The following is a 12,595-nucleotide window of genomic DNA, read 5'->3' on the forward strand; positions in this document are numbered from 1 at the left end:
CGGGCGTCCCGGTCGGCGGAACGCCCGGTCACGGAGCCACGTCGGCGGCAGCGGGCCTACTTCTCCGTCACTCCTGCGGAGTCGAACGTCGCCACCTCGTGCATGGCCCGGGCGGTGCTCTGGACCAGCGGGAGGGCGAGCAGGGCGCCGGTGCCCTCGCCGAGGCGGAGGTCGAGGTCGACCAGGGGGCGCAGGCCCAGCTTGTTGAGGGCGGCGACATGGCCGGGCTCGGCGCTGCGGTGACCCGCGATGCACGCCGCCAGGACCTCCGGGGCGATCGCGCGGGCGACCAGGGCGGCGGCCCCGGCGCTGACGCCGTCCAGGATCACCGGCGTACGCAGGGAGGCGCCGCCGAGGAGCAGGCCGACGATCGCGGCGTGTTCGAAGCCGCCGATCGCGGCGAGCACGCCGACCGGGTCGGCCGGGTCCGGCTGGTGGAGTTCGAGGGCGCGGCGGACGACCTCCGTCTTGCGGGCGAGGGTCTCGTCGTTGATGCCGGTCCCCCGGCCCGTGACCTCGGCCGGGTCCGCACCCGTGAAGACGGAGATCAGCGCGGCAGACGCGGTCGTGTTGCCGATGCCCATCTCACCGGTGAGCAGGGCCTTGTTGCCGGCGGCGACCAGGTCGCGGGCGGTCTCGATGCCGACCTCGATGGCCTGCCTGGCCTCCTCGCGGGTCATCGCCGGGCCGGTCGTCATGTCGGACGTGCCGCCGCGGATCTTGCGGGGCAGCAGACCCGGGGTGGCCGGGAGGTCGGCGGCGACACCCACGTCCACGATGCAGACCTCGGCGCCCACCTGGGTCGCGAAGGCGTTGCAGACCGCGCCCCCGCCGAGGAAGTTGGCCACCATCTGGGCCGTCACCTCCTGCGGCCAAGGGGTGACGCCCTGCGCGTGCACACCGTGGTCGCCCGCGAAGACGGCGACCGCGGCGGGCTCCGGGATGGGCGGCGGGCACTGGCGGGACAGACCGGACAGCTGGGCGGAGATGATCTCCAGCATGCCCAGCGCACCGGCCGGCTTGGTCATACGCTTCTGGCGCTCCCACGCCTCGCCGAGCGCCTTGGCGTCCAGCGGGCGGATCTGCGCGACGGTCTCGGCGAGCAGGTCGTGGGGTTCCTCTCCGGGCAGGGCACGGCGGCCGTATGTCTCTTCGTGCACGACCCAGGACAGCGGGCGGCGCTTGGACCAGCCGGCCTGCAACAGCTCGGGCTCGTCCGGGAACTCGTCGACGTAGCCGACGCACAGGTAGGCGATGATCTCAAGGTGCTCGGGCAGGCCGAGGGCGCGGACCATCTCACGCTCGTCGAAGAAGCTGACCCAGCCCACGCCGAGGCCTTCGGCACGGGCGGCGAGCCAGAGGTTCTCCACGGCCAGGGCGGCCGAGTACGGGGCCATCTGGGGCTGGGTGTGGCGGCCCAGGGTGTGGCGGCCGCCCCGGGTCGGGTCGGCGGTGACGACGATGTTCACCGGCGTGTCGAGGATGGCCTCGATCTTCAGTTCCTTGAACTGCTTCGCCCGGCCCTTGGGGAGGGACTTCGCGTAGGCGTCGCGCTGGCGCATGGCCAGTTCGTGCATCGCGCGCCGGGTGTCGGCGGAGCGGATGACGACGAAGTCCCACGGCTGCGAGTGGCCGACGGAGGGCGCGTGGTGGGCGGCCTCCAGGACACGGAGCAGCACCTCGTGCGGGATCGGGTCGCTGCGGAAGCCGTTGCGGATGTCGCGGCGTTCGCGCATCACCTTCAGGACGGCCTCGCGTTCGGCGGGGTCGTAACCGGGGGCGGCGGGGCCGGTGGACCGTCGGGCTTCTGCCACTGCGACCGCGCTCTCTTCTCGGCGTTCCTGGTCGGCCAGGTCTTCCTGTTCGGCGGCCCGGGTGTCCAGGTCGTCGGCGTTCTGGGCGAGTTCGGCGTCGCCGTCGCGTGGTGCCGGGACGGTGGTCATGGGTGCGGACGGCTCCAGCGTCTCGGACGGTGCCGGCAGTGACTGCTGCGGGCCTTGCACGGGCTGCCCGGCCGACTCGTCCGCGACCGGGGCCGCGACGGGGGCCGGGAGTACGACGGTGACGTCCTCGGCGGGTGCCGGGGTCGCGGGCTCGGCGGCGGGAGTGACCGTGACGGCGTCGGGGGCGTCGGCCGGGACCGCGTCGGCGTCGGGGGCGGCCAGGGGGGCCGGGGCCTCTTCGGGTGCCGCTGCCGCGGAGGGCTGGGCCGGGGCGGGCGCGTCCTGGGCGGCGGCTGGGTGCGGGGCCTCGGCCGGTACGGCGGTTCCGGGGAGTGCGGTGGCGGCGGCCGGGGCGTCCGGGGCCGGGGCGGCGGTGGCGTCCTGGCCGGGCGTTTCAGGGGTGAGCGCGGCGGGCTGAGGGTCCGTCGCCTGGGGGTCCGTCGCCTCGGGCTGCGGCGCGGCAGGGGCGACCGGGGGCTCGGGGGCGGCCTCTTGGGCGGCGACGTGCTCCGGTGCGGGGATCTGGGGGGCAGTGGCCTCAGGGGCCGGTGCGGGGGGCTCGGGGGCGGCCACGTCCAGGGGCTGCGCAACGGCCTCGGGGGTGTTCACGGCAACGGCCGGTGCGGCGGCCTCGGGGGCGTTCGCGACAACGGCCGGTGCGGCGGCCTCGGGGGCGCTCGCGTCTTCGCCCGGTGCGGCGGCCTCGGGATCAACACCCGCTGCCGGTACGTGGGCAACGGCCTCGGGGGCGCTCGTGGGCACGACTGCGGCGGGAGCCTCGGGCTCGACACCCGGGGCGGGTACCTGCGGCGCCGCCTCGGGGGCGGGCGCCTCCGGAAGCGGTGCGGCAGCCTGCGGGGCTGCGGTCGCGTCCGCAGCCGGTGCCGCAGCCTCGGGTTCGGCACCCGGCGTCGGCGCCTGCGCCGCCGCCTCGGGGGTCACCATGTCAGGAAGCGGCGCGGCGGCCTGCGGGGCGGTCGCCTCGGCAGCCGGTGCCGCAGCCTCGGGACCAGCACTCGGAGTGGGCGCCTGCGCCGCCGCCTCGGGGGTCGCCAGGTCGGGAAGCGGCGCGGCGGCCTGCGGGGCTGCGGTCACGTCCGCAGCGGGTGCCGCAGCCGCGGGTTCGGCACTCGCCGTCGGCATCTGCGCCACTGCGTCAGGCACCACCGCGTCAGGCGCCACCATGTCAGGCAGCGGCGCGGCGGCCTGCGGAGCTGCGGCAGCGTCCGCAGCAGGTGCCGCGACCTCGGTCTCACCGTTCGCGATGGGCGCCTGCGCCACCGCCTCAGGCACCACCGCGTCAGGAAGCGGCGCGGCGGCCTCGGGGGCGACGTCGGCGGCCGGCGTCTGGGCGACCGCCTCAGGAGTCGCCGTCTCGGCATGCGGCGCGGCGGCCTCGGGCGCGGCGCCGGCGGCCGGTACCTGGGCGACCGCCTCCGGGGCCACCGCCTCGGCCGCCCCGTCCGGCGCCTGCGCCGCAGTCTCCGTGCCGACGGTCTCCGGTGAGGTGACGGCGGCGTGCTCCGGGCCTGACGCGGCCTTCGGGAAGGGAACCGCCGCGGGAGTCTGGCCGTTCTCGGGGGCAGGAGCCGAAGCCACGGTCTGCTCGGCTGCATCCGCAACCGCCGCCTGTTCGCCCGCGGAGTCCGGCCCCGGCACCCCGGCGTCATGGCCCGCGTCCGCCACGGCCGGCGGCAGTGCGGCTTCCGGGGCAGCGGCGGCCGCACCCTGCGCCGCCCCGCCACCGGCGTCAGCCGGGACGGCCTGCTCCGCTGTGGCGTCGGCCTGGTTCCGTGCCGGGTCCGCGTCCATCGCCCCGGCGTCGGCGGCGACCGCCGCGGGGGCGGCCTGACCGGCCTCGGCGGGCGTCTGGTGCTGGGCAGTGGCCGGGTCTTCACCGGCCGCTACGGGCGGGGCCGTGTGGGTCGTCGTGTGGGTCGGGACCGCCTGGGCCGTGCCCATCGGTTCCGTCGCCGGAACAACCGTTTCCGCAGGTGCCGCCCCGGCGCTCACCGGAGCCGGGTGGGTGACCTGCGCGCCCCAGGGCGCGGCGGGGGCCGAGGGCGTCTCGGGCGCGCGGGGGCCGTCGAGGTACTCGGGACCCGCCGGCGACGGTGCCGGCTGCCGTACGGGCGCGTCGGCGGGGCCGCGGTCGGCGAGGGAGCGGACCGGGCTGGTGGAGCTGTCGGGCAGCGGCGGGCCGAGGTGCAGGGGCCGGCGCGGGGTGATGGGCGGGATCGGCGGCGGGTCGGGCAGGCGGACGCCGCCGAGGTCGACCGAGCCGCTGTCGCGGCCGGAGATCTCGTGCGGGCCCGGCTGGTGCACGGTCTCCACGACCGGCTCCGGCGCGGGCGGGGGGACCTCGTTGCCCCAGGCGCCCTGGGCGCCCGGCAACAGCAGGTCTTCGTCCTCGGTCTCGGTGGTGGTCTCGGAGAGGTAGGTGTACGCACCGTGCGCGGGGGCGCCCGGCTGCTCCACCATGCCTGCGCTCTCCGGCAGTCCCTCGCCCGGGACCTGGCCGGTGTCGGTCATGCGTACCCCTCGCCCATCGGTTAGTGCTCCTACGACCAGCTCGCCCGGAACGGCGCACCGACCGCCCCGCAGTGAAGAACGAGCGTGCGTCCCCAGCGGCACGAACGGTCCGCCCGGAAAAGGCGACAAAGCCATTCACTGGCATTGTCGCGGTCGAACCACCCCCACGGCAGCTTGATCCACGCCGGTTCCGCTGTGGACTGCGCCACGTTGCGCGTCCTCCGGTTCTGCCGTACCACACACACCCCAAAACGGGCGGGTTTTCCGGACATTGCCCGACGAAGCGCCGGGCGTCCTTGTGCGGTGCAGCGATCGGCCAGCCTACCGCGCGCGGTACGAAAACCCGATCACGGGGACGGCGGCGGGGTCAGGCACCGCGTCGCGGCAGCACGCCGCTGAGCAGGAACGCGACGCTCCGCTCCTTCTCCGTCCAGGCCCTGGTGTCGAGTTCGACGGATTGCAGCAGGGCGCACTCGACGCCGTAGCCGTGCTCGGTCAGGTCGCGGCCGATGAGTTCGGCGGCGTCGCGGGTGGCGGCGTGCGTGACGATGCGCTGCGGGCGGCGGTCGGCGACCGCCGAGACGACGGCCGCTCCCCCGCCGCCGACGCGGACGACGTCGGGTTCGGGGAGGTTCTCCAGGACGTGCGGGGCGGTGCCGTGCACGATCTGGAGCTGGACGCCGAGGCGGCGCGCGGCGGCGTCGGTGCGGGCGCAGGCGTCCCGGTCGCTGTCGACGGCGAGGACGGCGGCGCCGGCACGGGCGGCCTCGACGGCGAAGGCGCCGCTGCCGCAGCCGATGTCCCACACGAGGTCGCCGACGCGGGGCCCGAGGCGGGCGAGTTGGGAGGCGCGCAGCAGCGGGGTCTCGCCCTCGCCGAAGTCCGTGCCGTAGGCGTCGGCGGGCAGGGTCCAGCCGCGCGGTCCGGCGGACGGGTCGCGGCCGGAGATCCAGCCGCCCGCCTCCCCCGCGGTGCCGGGCCCGGCCGGGCCGCCGAGGACGATGACGACGTTGGGATCGCGCCAGGTGTGGTCGGCGGCCTTGTCGGAGGTGACGACGGAGACGCGCTCGCGGGCGGTGCCGAGTTCCTCGCAGATGACGAAGGAGCGGTGGACTCCTTCGAGGAGCAGGCCGAGTTCGGCGGGTCCGGCACCGGGTGAGGTGAGCACCGCCACCTTGGGATGGGCGCGGCAGACGTTCACGGCACGGCGCAGGGTGCGGGGGTGGGCGACGACCACCTGTGCGTCGTCCCAGGGCATGCCCGCGCGGGCGAAGGCGGCGGCGACGGAGGAGACGGCGGGCACGACCTCGACCTCGAGGCCGAACTCGGGGGCACGCAGGGCGCGTACGACGCCGAAGAAACCGGGGTCGCCGTCGGCGAGCACGACGGCCGTGCCGCGGTGCGCGGCGATACGGCGGGCGGCTAGGGCGACACTGCCGAGGCGGATGCGTTCGGCACCGGCCGGCACTTCGGGGAGCGCCAGGTGGTGGGCGGCGCCCGCCACCAGTGTGGCGGCGCCCAGGGCGGCGCTCGCCGTGGCGGTCAGCGGCGAACCGTCCCAGCCGATCACCGTGACCCGGTCGGCCATCGTCGTCAGTCTCCAGGGTTTTCGCAGGTCGTGCGTGTCGTTGCGGGGATCCGCCCCGGGGCGGGCTCCGTGAGGGTACCCGGTGGAGATGTCGGAGGGGGCGCCGGTGTGGTCGTCGCCGTCGTCCTCCGGTCGGTTCCGGTCAGTTCCAGTCACCGAAGGACGTGAAGCCGTCGCGGAGCTGCTCGCCGACGCCTTCCAGGTCCTCGGGGAGCAGGCTCCAGACGATGAAGTCGGTGCGTACGTCGGTCCATGTGCCGTCCTCGGCACGGGCCCTGGCTATACAGGCGTTGCGCAGCACGCCCTCGCTGATACAGCCGATCTTCTGGGCGACCTGCTGGGAGGCGGTGTTGTCGGCCGCCGTGCGCAGCTCGATGCGCTCGAACTTCTGGTCACCGAAGAGCCACTGGGCGGTGGCCAGGGCGGCCTCGGAGGCGTAGCCCTCGCCGCGGGCCCAGGGGGCGATGATGTACGACAGCTCGGTGGAGCGTACGTGCCAGTTGGTCCTGCCGAGCTGGATGACGCCGACCAGGCGCTGGGTGAGGAACTCGGTGACGGCGAAGTCGATTCCGTGTCCTTCGGTGCGCTGCGCGGGGGCGTACTCGGTGATCCAGGTGCGCGCGCCGCGCTCCGTGAAGGGCTGCGGGACGGAGGTCCAGGCCGCGACCTGTTCGTCGTTCATCATCGCGGCCAGTGCGGCGACGTCGTCTTCGTCGAGGGGACGCAGCACCAACCGCTCCGTGCTGATGGAGATGTTGGGGAAGGTGCTCGTCATGCGCCGCTCCGTAACCTTCGGTGAACCTTCAGGGCATGCTGAACTGCCCAGCATGCAGCATGAAAGCACTAGTCCGCATCACGGGGCCCTTCCCCCGGCGGGCGGGGGAAGGGCCCTGTGCGCGGGTGCCGGACGGGGGCTCAGAAGGAGGCGAGCACCGAGCCGGCGTACTTGTCCTGGATGAACTTCTTGACCTCGGGCGAGGTGAGGAGCTTGGCGAGCTTCTTCACGCGCGGGTCGTCCTCGTTGCCCTTCTTCACGGCGAGGAAGTTGCCGTAGGGGTTGTTCTTCGGGGACTCCAGCACGAGGGCGTCCTCGGACGGCTTGAGGTCGGACTCGATCGCGTAGTTGCCGTTGACCACGGCGGCGTCCACGTCGTCGAGGGAGCGCGGGGTCTGGGCCGCCTCCAGCTCCTTGAACGTGAGCTTCTTGGGGTTCTCGGTGATGTCCGAGGGGGTCGCCTCGTTGCCGACGCCCGCCTTGAGGGTGATGAGCCCGTGGGCGGCGAGGAGCTTGAGGGAGCGGGCCTCGTTGACCGTGTCGTTGGGGATGGCGACGGTCGCACCGCTCTTCAGGTCGTCGGCCTTCTTGACCTTGTGGGAGTAGAGGCCGAGCGGCTCCAGGTGGACCGTGACGACGGGCACGATGTCGGTGCCGTTCTTCTTGTTGAAGTCGTCGAGGTACGGCTTGTTCTGGAAGTAGTTGGCGCCGACGGAGCCGTCCTGCGTCGCCGTGTTCGGCGTGACGTAGTCGGTGAACTCCTTGACCTGGAGGTCGAGGCCTTCCTTCTTGGCGAGGTTGTCCTTGACGTAGTTCAGGATCTCGGCGTGCGGGACGGGGCTGGCGGCGACGATCAGGGGCCCGTCGGTGTCCGAGCTGTCCGCGCCGCAGGCGGTGAGCCCGAGGGTGAGGGCTCCGGCGGCGATGACGGCGGTGGTGATCTTGGCGGTGTTACGCACGAAAAGTGCCTTTCCTTATGACCTGTGAGTGGTGCGACCCCGTGATGGGTGTACGGGGGGTTCAGGAGGCGGCTTTGAGGAGCCGCAGTTTGGGGGCGGGGCCCGAGTGGGCGCCGCGTCGGTGCAGGGAGCGGGCCGCGTAGTCGCCGGCGAACTGGATGACCGAGATGACGACGGCGAGGATCGCGACGGTGATCCACATCAGCTGGGTCTCGAAGCGCTGGTAGCCGTAGCGGATGGCGATGTCTCCGAGGCCGCCGGCGCCGACGGTGCCCGCCATGGCGGAGTAGCCGATGAGGGCGACGATCGTGGTGGTGGTGCTGGAGATCAGCGACGGCAGGGACTCGGGGACGAGGACCTTGCGGACGATGGTCCAGGTGTTGCCGCCCATGGACTGCACGGCCTCGACGAGCCCGTGGTCCACTTCGCGGACGGCCGTCTCGACCAGCCGCGCGAAGAACGGGATGGCACCGACGGCGAGCGGCACGATGGCGGCCTCGCGGCCGATGGTGGTGCCGGTGATCGAGCGGGTGAAGCCCATCAGCGCGACCATCAGGATGATGAACGGCAGGGAGCGGGCGATGTTCACGACCTGCCCGATGACCTTGCCGGCGGCGAGGTTCTGCAACAGGCCGCCGCGGTCGGTCAGGACCAGCAGGATGCCGAGCGGCAGTCCGCCGGCGACAGCGATGAGCGTGGACCAGCCGACCATGTAGAGCGTGTCCCAACACGCCTGCTCCAGCAGGGGCTGCATCTCGGACCAGGTCACTTGGCACTCTCCTTCACCAGTACGGACTCGTGGCCCAGGACGTCGATCTGGAGGCCCTGTTCGCGCAGGAAGCCGATCGGCACGACGTTGTCCTCGTAGCGGCCGGGCAGTTCGATGCGCATCCGGCCGACCTGGAGGCCGCCGACGGTGTCGATGGCGGCGCCGAGGATCGATATGTCGATGTTGTAGGTGCGGGCGAGCTGCGAGATGACGGGCTGGGTGGCGCTCTCGCCCTGGAAGGTGACGTCGACGACCGTGCGGTCCTCGCCGGAGGCCTCACCGCCGAGCGGGAACAGGGCGGCGGCCAGTTCGGAGCCGGGGGTCGCGAGGAGCTCGCCGACCGTGCCGGACTCGACGATGCGCCCGTTCTCCATCAGCGCGGCCGAGTCGCAGACCGACTTCACGACGTCCATCTCGTGGGTGATGAGCAGGACGGTCAGGCCGAGCTGGCGGTTGAGGTCGCGCAGCAGCGCCAGGATCGAGCGGGTGGTCTCCGGGTCGAGGGCGCTGGTGGCCTCGTCGGACAGCAGCACCTTGGGGTCGCCGGCGAGGGCGCGGGCGATGCCGACACGCTGCTTCTGGCCACCGGAGAGCTGCGCGGGGTAGGACTTCGCCTTGTCGGCGAGGCCGACCAGGTCGAGAAGCTCCAGCGCCTTGCGGGAGCGCTCCTGCCCGGAGGTGCCGAGGATCTCCAGGGGCAGTTCGACGTTGTCCTGGACGGTGCGCGAGGACAGCAGGTTGAAGTGCTGGAAGACCATGCCGATCCGGCTGCGCGCCCGGCGCAGCTCCCTTCCGGCGCGCGGGCCGCGGCCGGCCAGGGCGGTGAGGTCCTGCCCGTCGACGGTCACGGTGCCGGAGGTGGGGCGTTCCAGCAGGTTGACGCAGCGGATGAGCGAGGACTTGCCGGCGCCGGACTGGCCGATGACGCCGTACACCTCGCCTTCGCGGACGTGCAGGTCGACGCCGTCCAGGGCGGTGACCTCGCGGCCGCGTGCACGGTAGACCTTGGTCAGGCCCGAGGTGGTGATCACTGGGATTCCGTCACTGTCGAGTGCGCGGGCGTGGGTGTGCCCGGGCACAGGTGCATTCGGTCGAAGACGCGACACGGTTCTCGCTGGGGAGTGCGACCGGGGAGAACATGTGCGCGGGGCGGCGACGGTCGCGCAGCGCTCAGGGCGTGCGGACGGGCCGCGTCTCGCTTCGGGGCGCGAGCTCAGGGGGTGGTGCGGGGGCCCTCTAGAAGGCGCACATTCGACACATACAACGAGCACCGGGCGTCATGGTCGCCTCGGTCGCGGGGATGCGGTCGCTCGTCGTGGTCATGCCGTCAGTAAAACATGCGTACGGTCCTGACCCGCCCCGCCTTGTCCGGATGCTGGACAGTCGTGGACAGGGCCGGTGCGTTTCAGCCGCGCGGGGAGATCTCCACGCCCCGCTCGGTGACCAGTACGGACAGGGCCGACAGGTTCTCGACGACCAGGTCGGCGTGGAGTTCGTGGGCCTGGTGGGTTGTGGTCAACGCCACGGTGGTCATGCCGGCGGCGCGGCCGGCCGTGAGGCCCGCGGGGGCGTCCTCGAAGACCACGCAGTGCGCCGGGTCGACGCCGAGCGCGCGGGCGGCCAGCAGGTAGGGCTCGGGGTCGGGCTTGCCGCGGGTGATGTCGTCGGCGGCGACCAGCGTCTTGGGCAGGATGCCCACCGCGTCGAGCCGGGCCTCGGCAAGGCGCCGGGTCGCGGAGGTGACGACGGCCCAGCGGTCGGCGGGCAGGGCGTCGAGGAGGGCCCGGGTACCCGGCAGCAGGTGCACCCCGCCGTTGGGGACGTCGTCCACCTCCAGGTCCTCGATCCGCGCGACGGCCTGCGGCACGACCTCGGCGGGCAGCAGGTCGGCGGCTATCTCGGCGGCCGGCCGGCCGTGCAGCTCCACGCGCGCGAACTCCTCGGCCGTGATCCCGTACTCCCCGGCCCACCGCGTCCAGCAGCGGTCCACCGAGGCGAGGGAGGAGACGAGGGTTCCGTCGTTGTCGAAGAGCAGGGCCTGGGCGTGGATCGTCATGCCCTCGACCCTACGGTGCGGGCCGGGGCCGCGGGCATCGGGCCTTTTCGGCCGTAATAAGGTCGCAGCATGCTTGATGTCCTGACGCTGGTGACCGGCGTCGCCGCGCTGCTGCTGGCCGCCTGGTGCGGCTGGGCGGCCTACCGTGACCAGCCCACGAAGGACTGGCACTTCATCGGGATGGCCGTGGTCACGCTGCTGTCGCTGATCCAGCTGGTGGTGGGGATCGTGCTGCTGGCGCGGGGCGAGAAGCCGGAGCAGGGCACGACGATCTTCGTGGCGTATCTGCTGGGGGCGTTCGCGTGCGTCCCGGCGGCGGGGTTCATGTCGCTGGCCGAGCGGACCCGGTGGGGCTCGGTGACGGTCGCCGCGGGCGGCGTGGTGCTGGCGGTGCTGGAGGTGCGTCTCTATGACATCTGGGGAGGCTGAGGTGGGCCGGCGGCGGCTGATCAGCGGGCCGGGCACGCTGCTGGTGTGGCTGTACGGCGTGATGGTCGTGGGGGCGGTGTCCCGGTCCGCCTATCAGATCGCCACGGAGTTCGACCGGGCTCCGCTCGCCTACTCGCTGTCGGCGGTGGCCGGTGTCGTGTACGGGTTCATCACGTACTCGCTGGTGCGGGGCGGAGAGACGGCACGCAAGGCCGCACTGGCGTGCTGCGTCGCCGAGTTGGCGGGGGTGCTGACGGTGGGGACCTGGACCCTGGTCGAGCCGTCCGCCTTCCCGGACGCGACCGTGTGGTCGGACTTCGGGATGGGGTATCTCTTCATTCCGGTGATCTTGCCGGTGTCCGCCATCTACTGGCTGCGGGCTTCGCGTGCGCGCCATGGGGATGCCGCCTGAGGTTCGTCAGGCGGCCGCGGGCCGTCCGTGGCTCGTTGCGCAGTTCCCCGCGCCCCTAAAGAGGGCCGAACATCACGCCGTCGCCGCGTAGGTGCCGGCCGGCTTCTCCAGGATGATCATCGGTACGCCGTCGGAGCCCTGGGACGTGCCCACCGTCTCGTAGCCGACCTTGCGGTAGAGGCGGAGGTTGCCCTCGCTGCGGTGGCCGGTGTGGAGGCGGAAGCGGGTGGCGCCGTGCCGGTCGGTGAGGGCCGCTTCGGCCGCGCGCAGCAGGCGGGCTCCGATGCCGTGGCCCTGGAGGCGGGGGTGGACGCAGAGCTTGCCGATCGCGGCGGCGCCGTCCTCGGTGACCGACCCGCGGACCGAGCCGACGACCTCGTCTCCGAGCCGGGCCACGAAGACGCAGTCGCGGGCGACTTCCTCGCGGACCGAGTCGAGGGTTTGGACGAGCGGGTCGATGCGGTAGTTCCCGTACAGCGCGGCCTCCGTCTGGAAGCACAGGTACTGCAGCCTGAAGATCTGCTCCGCGTCCTGCTCGGTCGCCGTAGAGATGGTCACGCTCATGCCCATGTGCGCACGCCTCCCGCTCATCTGATCACCGGTGGTCCCTCACTCCTATCCCCGTCCTCAGCGGGCCGCAACCTCCGGTGTGAGCAATCTCCGCAGACATCCCAGGCATCTGGAACGTTCCGGTCCAAGACTCCCCTGTGACATACCCAACTCCCCTGCGATTTCCCGGTAGGTCAGGTCCTTCGGGGAGAGCAGGGCCTCGATGAGCCGGGGGCAGCGGCCGGGGAGGCGGCGCACCGCCTCGCGCAGGGCCCGGCCACGGGCGGCGTCGAGGGCGAGCTGTTCGGGGTCATGACCGCCGTCGTCGACCGGTTCAACGGCGTACGGCCGTTCGAGGCGGCTCGTACGGCGGGTGCGGCGCGCCTCGGAGCGGACGGCCCTGCGGAGCCACTCCTCGGGGTCGAGCGGCGGGCCCTCGGTGTCGAGGCGCTCCAGCAGGCGGAGCCAGACCGCCTGCTCCAGGTCGCCCGGCTCGGTTCCGGCGGAATATGCCTCCGCGGAAGCCTCGGCGGTGAGCAGCGGGCGCAGGGCGGTGACCAGGTCGTGCGTCATATGCGGAGCG

Annotated in this window: 11 protein-coding genes; 2 read left to right on the plus strand and 9 right to left on the minus strand. The window is 73.0% G+C overall.

The window, feature by feature from the left end; all coding sequences use genetic code 11:
* Window positions 1–56: 56 nt before the first annotated feature.
* The 7 genes from cobT to AB0I06_RS20585 form a co-directional block, all read right to left on the minus strand.
* Window positions 57–4,475 carry a nicotinate-nucleotide--dimethylbenzimidazole phosphoribosyltransferase gene (cobT, locus tag AB0I06_RS20555; RefSeq protein ID WP_363120251.1) on the minus strand — a complete coding sequence of 1,473 codons (4,419 nt, stop codon included), beginning with the start codon at window positions 4,473–4,475 and terminating at the stop codon, window positions 57–59.
* 367 nt (window positions 4,476–4,842) lie between these two features.
* The gene (gene cbiE, locus AB0I06_RS20560) at window positions 4,843–6,063 is read right to left on the minus strand and encodes a precorrin-6y C5,15-methyltransferase (decarboxylating) subunit CbiE (RefSeq protein WP_363120252.1); all 1,221 of its coding nucleotides are present in this window, start codon (window positions 6,061–6,063) and stop codon (window positions 4,843–4,845) included.
* Between the two features lie 142 nt (window positions 6,064–6,205).
* Window positions 6,206–6,838: a GNAT family N-acetyltransferase gene (locus AB0I06_RS20565; RefSeq protein ID WP_363120253.1), complete on the minus strand. Its 633-nt coding sequence runs from the start codon at window positions 6,836–6,838 to the stop codon at window positions 6,206–6,208.
* A 140-nt stretch (window positions 6,839–6,978) separates the two neighbouring features.
* Window positions 6,979–7,797, minus strand: coding sequence for a MetQ/NlpA family ABC transporter substrate-binding protein (locus tag AB0I06_RS20570; RefSeq protein WP_363120254.1), 819 nt, complete (start codon window positions 7,795–7,797; stop codon window positions 6,979–6,981).
* A gap of 61 nt (window positions 7,798–7,858) precedes the next feature.
* A complete protein-coding gene (locus AB0I06_RS20575; RefSeq protein ID WP_363120255.1) occupies window positions 7,859–8,566 on the minus strand; it encodes a methionine ABC transporter permease in 708 nt (235 codons plus the stop codon).
* Complete coding sequence (locus tag AB0I06_RS20580; RefSeq protein ID WP_363120256.1) at window positions 8,563–9,597, minus strand: ATP-binding cassette domain-containing protein; 1,035 nt, start codon at window positions 9,595–9,597, stop codon at window positions 8,563–8,565. Before AB0I06_RS20580 ends, AB0I06_RS20575 begins: the two co-directional genes overlap by 4 nt.
* 374 nt (window positions 9,598–9,971) lie before the next feature.
* A complete protein-coding gene (locus tag AB0I06_RS20585; RefSeq protein WP_363120257.1) occupies window positions 9,972–10,622 on the minus strand; it encodes an HAD family hydrolase in 651 nt (216 codons plus the stop codon).
* A gap of 69 nt (window positions 10,623–10,691) precedes the next feature.
* Between AB0I06_RS20585 and AB0I06_RS20590 the strand changes: the two genes are divergently transcribed.
* Both AB0I06_RS20590 and AB0I06_RS20595 read left to right on the plus strand, forming a co-directional pair.
* On the plus strand, window positions 10,692–11,051 hold the full coding sequence (locus AB0I06_RS20590; protein ID WP_363120258.1) for a hypothetical protein: 360 nt from the start codon (window positions 10,692–10,694) through the stop codon (window positions 11,049–11,051).
* A complete protein-coding gene (locus AB0I06_RS20595; protein ID WP_363120259.1) occupies window positions 11,032–11,463 on the plus strand; it encodes a hypothetical protein in 432 nt (143 codons plus the stop codon). The genes AB0I06_RS20590 and AB0I06_RS20595 overlap by 20 nt, the downstream gene beginning before the upstream one ends.
* 72 nt (window positions 11,464–11,535) lie before the next feature.
* On the opposite strand, the gene AB0I06_RS20600 is transcribed toward AB0I06_RS20595, so the two are convergent.
* Together AB0I06_RS20600 and AB0I06_RS20605 are read right to left on the minus strand one after the other, a co-directional pair.
* A complete protein-coding gene (locus AB0I06_RS20600; RefSeq protein WP_363120448.1) occupies window positions 11,536–12,033 on the minus strand; it encodes a GNAT family N-acetyltransferase in 498 nt (165 codons plus the stop codon).
* 57 nt (window positions 12,034–12,090) lie between these two features.
* Window positions 12,091–12,585 carry a sigma-70 family RNA polymerase sigma factor gene (locus AB0I06_RS20605; protein WP_363120260.1) on the minus strand — a complete coding sequence of 165 codons (495 nt, stop codon included), beginning with the start codon at window positions 12,583–12,585 and terminating at the stop codon, window positions 12,091–12,093.
* Window positions 12,586–12,595: the final 10 nt, after the last annotated feature.

Origin of the sequence: Streptomyces sp. NPDC050674 (genome assembly GCF_040654575.1) — a bacterium.
GTDB lineage: Bacteria > Actinomycetota > Actinomycetes > Streptomycetales > Streptomycetaceae > Streptomyces.